Source organism: Zooshikella ganghwensis DSM 15267, assembly GCF_000428585.1.
GTDB classification, from domain to species: Bacteria; Pseudomonadota; Gammaproteobacteria; order Pseudomonadales; family Zooshikellaceae; genus Zooshikella; species Zooshikella ganghwensis.
Genome location: NZ_AUAF01000197.1, coordinates 1 through 6,889 on the forward strand (window position 1 = coordinate 1; position 6,889 = coordinate 6,889).

3 protein-coding genes are annotated in these 6,889 nt (G+C 41.2%); all 3 read right to left on the minus strand.

Annotation, left to right across the window (positions count from 1 at the left end):
- Positions 1 to 129: 129 nt before the first annotated feature.
- From F607_RS0123510 to F607_RS0123520, 3 genes are read right to left on the minus strand one after another with little or no spacing between them, the layout of a single operon-like run.
- On the minus strand, positions 130 to 1,317 hold the full coding sequence (locus F607_RS0123510) for a leucine-rich repeat domain-containing protein (protein WP_027710019.1): 1,188 nt from the start codon (positions 1,315 to 1,317) through the stop codon (positions 130 to 132).
- A 12-nt stretch (positions 1,318 to 1,329) separates the two neighbouring features.
- Complete coding sequence (locus F607_RS0123515; protein WP_027710020.1) at positions 1,330 to 5,148, minus strand: hypothetical protein; 3,819 nt, start codon at positions 5,146 to 5,148, stop codon at positions 1,330 to 1,332.
- A 13-nt stretch (positions 5,149 to 5,161) separates the two neighbouring features.
- Positions 5,162 to 6,781, minus strand: a complete 1,620-nt coding sequence (locus F607_RS0123520; RefSeq protein WP_027710021.1) for a hypothetical protein — start codon at positions 6,779 to 6,781, stop codon at positions 5,162 to 5,164.
- Positions 6,782 to 6,889 lie beyond the last annotated feature (108 nt).

Genomic DNA, 6,889 nt, shown 5'->3' on the forward strand with positions numbered 1-6,889 from the left:
TGAAAACCATGATATGAATTAATTCTAACCCGTTGTTTCTAATAGCTTATTTTTAGCCGTCATGTGTATTCAATAATGGCCAAAGCCGAGATAAGTGAGAAGACATGAAACGGGGTTGAATTATACCACTTAGTCAAAGACCATGACTCCTTTCTTACGTAGTGTTTCAATTTCCTCTACTCGGCCTACACCTGGTGCTTTGGCTTCAACGGCATAAAGTACTTCTAGCTTCTCTGATACCTTAGACAAGCCACTCCAGTCTTCAATTGGGGTATAGTTGATATGCAGATCTTCTAAGTGAGGCAAGTGCTCAAGCCCTTCTACTTTTTTAAAGTTGTGGCTGTTTAATACTAACTTCTTTAAATTATTAAACCGCTCAAGTCCTTTCATGCCTCTTAAGCCAATACTACTATCCGTACTATACCGAGCACCACCAGGAATATTTAATACTTGAAGTGATGGCATTTCAGGTAAGTCAGCGAAACTATTGATATTATTAGGCGCCTGAATCAAAAGCTTTTTTAAGTTTTTCATGTCTGCAAACAGTTGATACTGCTCTTTTGGTGCTTCAAGTACAATTTCTAGCTCTTCAAGAGCAGGTTTATTTACCAAAAAGCTTACATCTTTGATTGGATTTTTATACAAAAATAAATTTTTCAGTTTCTTTAGGCTCTTAAGACCAGATAAGTCTGCTATTTTATTATCTTTCAAGTTAAGGGTTTCAACAGACTCAATATTTTGAAGACCTTTGATATTTTCTATTTTATTTCTAGACAAATTTATATACTTAGAATTTTGTAGTGAGCCAAGTAATATTTCTTTTATGTCGACATACTTAATAGTTATATAAGTAAGGCTTTTGTTTGATAGTGATATGGTATCTCTGTCAAATTTCGACTCAAATATACTTAAATAAACTAAGTCTTTAATACGTTCAATGTGCTTAAAATTCTTAACCTTTGCACGAGTGATAAGAATATGCTTTATACTGCCGACTTTGCTTACCAACTGCACATCGATCTCTTTAGCTTTTCTAAGGTAAACGGTTGATACAGCCCCGTCAGGCTCAAATATATAGCACACTGAACAGACATCTATGAGCTGAAAGCTAGGTTCATTAAAGCCATCATCTCTAATGGCTTTTTTTCTTTTTATATCTTTACCTATGATAAGTACTTCAGCCTGCTCATCTGTCTTAATAGCGTTATTAAGAAGCTTAACTTGTTTATCTATTTTCTGTTGTACTGCGTCAGTGACACTCAGTGCATAACTTGACGCAAAACATAATATAAGTAATACAAACTTGATCGCTCTCATTACTTAGCGCCTCTAAAAAATAGGTCTTAAGAATTCTTCGTAGGCCCATGTACACCCTTGATCATCAAGGTCTTCAGGGTGATGCCTACTGGGCATAAAGGTGCCGGTTTCTAGCAAATCAATAACATCTGCAAATGTTCGACCAGAACTGAACTGTGCATTTGGTTCTTCTTTAACCCGTTCTTTGAGTTGAGTATAGTATTCAACAATTTTACGGGTATTCATGGGGTGTAAATGATGGTTTTTATAGGGTGCAGAACCATGTATAAACACACAATCCTGAATCTGATCTTCGTTGTAACCACTCATCTTTAATGGAATAACGGCTCGCCAGTTAAAGGTATTCCAATGGCGATCATCTTTGAGCAGTTGATCTACTTCTAGCGCCAATCCTCTTGCGTCCTGTGCACCTTGAACACCTGGAGAGTTTGGTTGATATTGGACACCAATTAATTGCCTAAATTCCTTTGATTGTTTTACGGCTTCCCAACGGGCTTTAAGCATTTGATAACTGTTTGCATCAAACCATTCATCCCAATTATCATACGCAAAGCGGGCAATGACTGTTATTGTACCAACTACAAATAAAAACTGCCCTACACCCGGAATACAGTTGATACCCATCATGGGCAGTATATCCGCAATTAAAAAACCAACCGTATAAGCAAACTGGCCGACGAGATCAGAAGCCAACATGAGTGTTGTAAGTGTACTGTCATGGTCAGGGAAGACAGGGTTACTTTTTAAATAATTAGCTAAAGCAACCGTTGCATTAACCGTACTTTCAATACAGCCTATCAAGGCAAACACATTGAGTGATCCTGCAATTTTAGAAGAGATGCCTTTGCTGTTTAGTAAGTTATTGAATCGCGTGGATAGCTTAGCACCATAGGTTACGGCCTTCCCTGTAGCATCTACTAGTGACATGCTTTTCATCGCAAAGTCATACCAGAACTCCGCTTCATTGCCTTTCTTTTTATACTCCTCATAAGCGTCTGAGCAGGCTAAGGTTGTAAATTCTTCTACTGCGATAGCAAGGTTCAGAAACGTTAAAGTACCTTTATAAATTTTGCCATGTATGGATGCTTGAATATTATCTGAGAGATTACTTGAAAAAGTGCCTTCTGTTTTACCAAATAATGCACTCATCACCGCCTGTTCACCATGTTTACGTTGACGCATAAACATACTTAAGTGAATAGCCTGAACTCGCCTAGTATTAATTTTACCTTCCTGCGTTTTAAAAATACCCGCGAGATTCATTACGGATATCAGTGCACGGATATGAAAGTTTTTGGATTTATTGCTGTAATTCTTTAGGCGTTTACCCACAAAGTACGCATAGGTATCCAGTACCACCATAAGTACTGGAGGAGGGCCTGGAATATTATTGATATAGGTATTTAGCGTTGATTTCAGGTTTTCCTGATAATAATTCTTAACATCCCAAATGGCTTCATAATTTAATAGCGTTGATAAAGGACCGATTTGCCCTGCCTGAGTTTCCTGTGCACTTTCAAAACTATCACGCCATGACTTTCCATCTTCTTCTGTTGTTTTTTCCACCCGTACATCATACGGATCAATCCCTGATTTGTATTTTCTACCACGGTAGTCGTAATATTTTAACTGCTCTTGATTTGCTTCAAAGTCTTCTAAATAAAACTGCCGACCAAGCAATGGCTCTGATAAGCTATGCCCTGCAATCCCATCTAACAGAATTGGTATTTCCTTTTCACCAATCGTTTCACCGATATGCGTTGATGCCAGCACACCATAGGCTTTGGCAATGGTATCGAAAATATGAATCCAAAGCGGCTCTGACGCCATATAGGGGCCACAGGCTTTATTCATCTGGCATTCAATTTCATCTAAGTAGCTTTTTAATTCAGCCTGAAATGCAACAGAGCACAACAGCTCATATAGATATTCAGCCTTGGCTCGAATAGAGCGGTTTATCTTTTGGAGCTGCGATGAAATAGTCGTTTCTTCCCCCAAAAAGTCTATTTGCTTTTTGGTGAACTTGGCTAATTCCGCTATGGATTGGTGGGTTTTAACTAAGTGTGCATCACTTTCAGGGGTGGTTTTATTTCTGAAAATGTAGTGCATTTTACTTAGCTCAACCATCTTAATCAGGTTACCCTGTTGTGCTAAGTAAGGGTGCAAAATGTCCTGTTGTTGTTTCTGAAGCTCAGCGAGTTCATCTATGGCCAGACAAATACGCCGATCCCACTCTGGTAAGGTACAGTGAATTTTAACCGTGAAAACAGGATAGCCATCATCATCTTTCATGACTTTTTGTTTATCACTAGTCAGTGACTCTGGCTTGCCTTTCCAGGCAACACTTTCAGCCTTTAAGCTGGTGTGTTCAGGCGGTGCCAAGCGGGTTAATTCATCAACGGGCTTTGTGACAAAGGGGCCACGATCAACGGGATAACACAAAAAGCCATAGGTTCTGTTTTTTCGAAACGTTTCTGAATACTGTTTTATTTCTGTTTTGGAACGCCTTTTTTCGGTGCTGACATGAGCCACCTCGGTAAATTGATCCAGCGTTTGGGATAAATTGTTAGCGCCCAGGCCATAACTGATGATGTCAGCCATGATTTGGTTTTCAATACTGAGCGTTAATGGCTGTTGTCCGGGTTTGGCAGGCCGAAAGACTGGGCTGGCGCTGTTAAACACCTGTGAGCTGTCAGGATCTTTTTTAGCCATGGCTTTCCAATAGGCCTGGCTGATATTCGGTGCTTCCCGTGCTAGGGAGTCAACTTTGCTCAAAAAATCATGGTCTAACGCAGGCTTGACACTTAATTGTTGTTTTTCCAGATCGATATAATATTCTCGATCGCCCATAATGGCGGCTTCACCACCCCGAACATAACCACTATGATCAGTCCGACAGACTTGTAGTGATGTATATCCTGCATACATTGCTGAATGACTGACGCCAGATAATTTGGTGTCATCACGAAGATCATATAACCAGTGGATTAACGTGCCATAACGAACGGGTTCAGAGGGTTTATCCGCATAGACAAAGCGAATACCACAGCCTTTATTTCGCATCAGCACTTTAGTGACTTTTGACTCATCATCATGCGGGGCATCGAGGTTGGGTGTCTGCACAGACTGTAAACGTCGATACGTTGCAATATCCTGATCGGTAATCTTACAGGCGCTGCAGTCTCTTGCCAGATTAAGTTCTTTATAAAAACTATTGATGATCCTAAAGCTTTCAATATTCTGCTGTTGAAACTTATCAATCCTTTGACTGATGTTTTTAATTTCTTCTATGATTTTTGCATAACTGTGATGATGATGAAGTGCATTGTACTGGGCTGGTTTTGTGTCACCTGCTTTTAATTGCTCGGCTTTTTCAACCTTACGCTTTAGCAGCAATTGTAATTGATCAAAGCAACGCGCTTTCACCCGAAATGCTTTGAGGGCACTGATGACCTCATCCGCTTTATATTCTCGGTGACGCTGAACAAAGGCTTCTACCTGTTCATTTGTGTAATCGGGTTTGTTTTCAAAATAAGCGACCAATTTTTCTAAATTGCTTTTGCTTTGCTGATCAAGCTTTTTCAACTCAACGAGATAATCATGAAAAATCTGTTTATGTTCAGCAACCCCTTCCTGCTCAATGCGTTGGATGATAGCCGCTCGTTGTTGTTTTAATCGTTCCAGGCGTCCAGGGTTGGGTAAACCATCTTCATTGGCAAGGACTTCGAGATCAACAATTTTGGCATCCAGCTCATCTTTTTCCTTCAGCAACTGCAAAGGCTCTTTATCAAGGTTATTCGCATGTAGCGAGTAAATGTGCTGCTTTTCCATTATCAGTTAATCCTTAACAGTACTGCTTTTTATGCGTAATGTTTTGCAGCCATTCTTGATCTGAAGCCCCCGTTGCGGCTTTAAAATCACCTACTGCGGCCTGATAACACTCATCGGCTGGTTGATCGATAAGGCCGGAATGAATACTTACGTTATTCAGTGCTCCTTTTTGCCCTTCTACAGAGTCTTCTGGTGCTAAGACGCCGACATTGACCAAGCTTGACTGCGGCTCAGATTCACCTTCAGGGGTGTAATTAATCACCGCAAATTCTGCAATGGCAGGTACTTGGACTTCGACGATGCCCTCAGCATCGCTACTACCAGATGAGGTCCACTGTTTAAGCGCAGGTGCGTTTCTGATGTACTCAATACTGTGCTGATTCAATAAAAAACTAGGTTCCAGCTTAATGGTATAAGGCGTATTCACCAGCAGCTCACCATCATCATCGAGCAACTGTAGTTTTAAATAAACATAAGGCACATTATCCAGGTACACGACGGGTATCTTATGCTGACGATTACGGTCCAGATATTGTGCAGATGATACGCGAGGATTTTGAGGCGGTAATGCAACGTCAGCATCTTGATCCAGCAATGCGGGTGCAATAGGTCCCAGAGGCCCATCATCAATGTCAAAGCCTCTCTCACTATCATAAATAGCCATTGCATCAACGGTCGTTGCCTGTTTATTTAACTCAGCCGTATTACCTTCAAGTTTATCAATCTGAGACCAGGATAACTGTCGTCGGCTAAACAGCATCTTTATCCCATTGTTACCCTGCTGCACCTCACCGTTAAGTTTATAAGGTATCCAGATGGTGTCGTAGGCAGTACCCAACGCTTTACGTGCATTGGGGTCAGTTAATCCTAAGCGGCTTTGACGGGCATTACGATAAAACGTGACGTGGGTATCTCGGTAGGTTTGGTTTTTGGTTACTTCGAGTTCTCGCCACAGCTTATTTTTCCAAAAGACATAGACCCAGCCACCCTCCTGGAGGATATCGGACTCTGGGCGGACCTTTTTCTCGGTAATGTAGCCCAAGGGTTTCACAGGAATAATAATCGTCTCCCAAGGAGCTTTTTCGGTTTCCTTGGGCACAGGCTGGATTTGGTTAATAAGCGGTAAGTACAGTGGCATCTCCCCTTTGCCATGCATGGCAATACGAATACCCAGTTCCCGGGGGACATTCTGGAGGTTATTAAACTCCACCAGACTCCGATAGCGCTCTCCATCCTTAAAGTGAGTGACGGCGGCTTTTAGATCAAGCCCTTGCTCACTGTCTTTATCTGCACTCAAATATAGCCGCTGAGAGCTATTGTGCTGGATGCCTGCGACTTCAACTACAATTTTGTAATTCACATCAGGTGATGTATCTGGCTCAGGTACAGGAGGCACCAAGCGCTCCATGATAGGTGGTGTTTTCTCTCGTATCACATAGGGTAGTAGTGCCCTACCTTCGTCGATTTGCTCTAAGCTTCTGACATCATCCCATACAGATGTACCTAATTCAGGATCACCATAGATCGACATGGTTTCATCTGCTTCCCAATAGCGATCTTGGGTAATATCGTAGGAAGGATCCTCCTTCATTCGCTCGCTGAAAGGGCGTACATCAATTTGCTTAAAGCGCATGCAACCTGTCCTGTTTTAACCTTGTACAGAGGTATGCATTTTAAAGCGATTAAGAAAAGGCTGATAAATAGGGTTCACAAATCTTAGTGTTGATCTGTTTGTGATTAT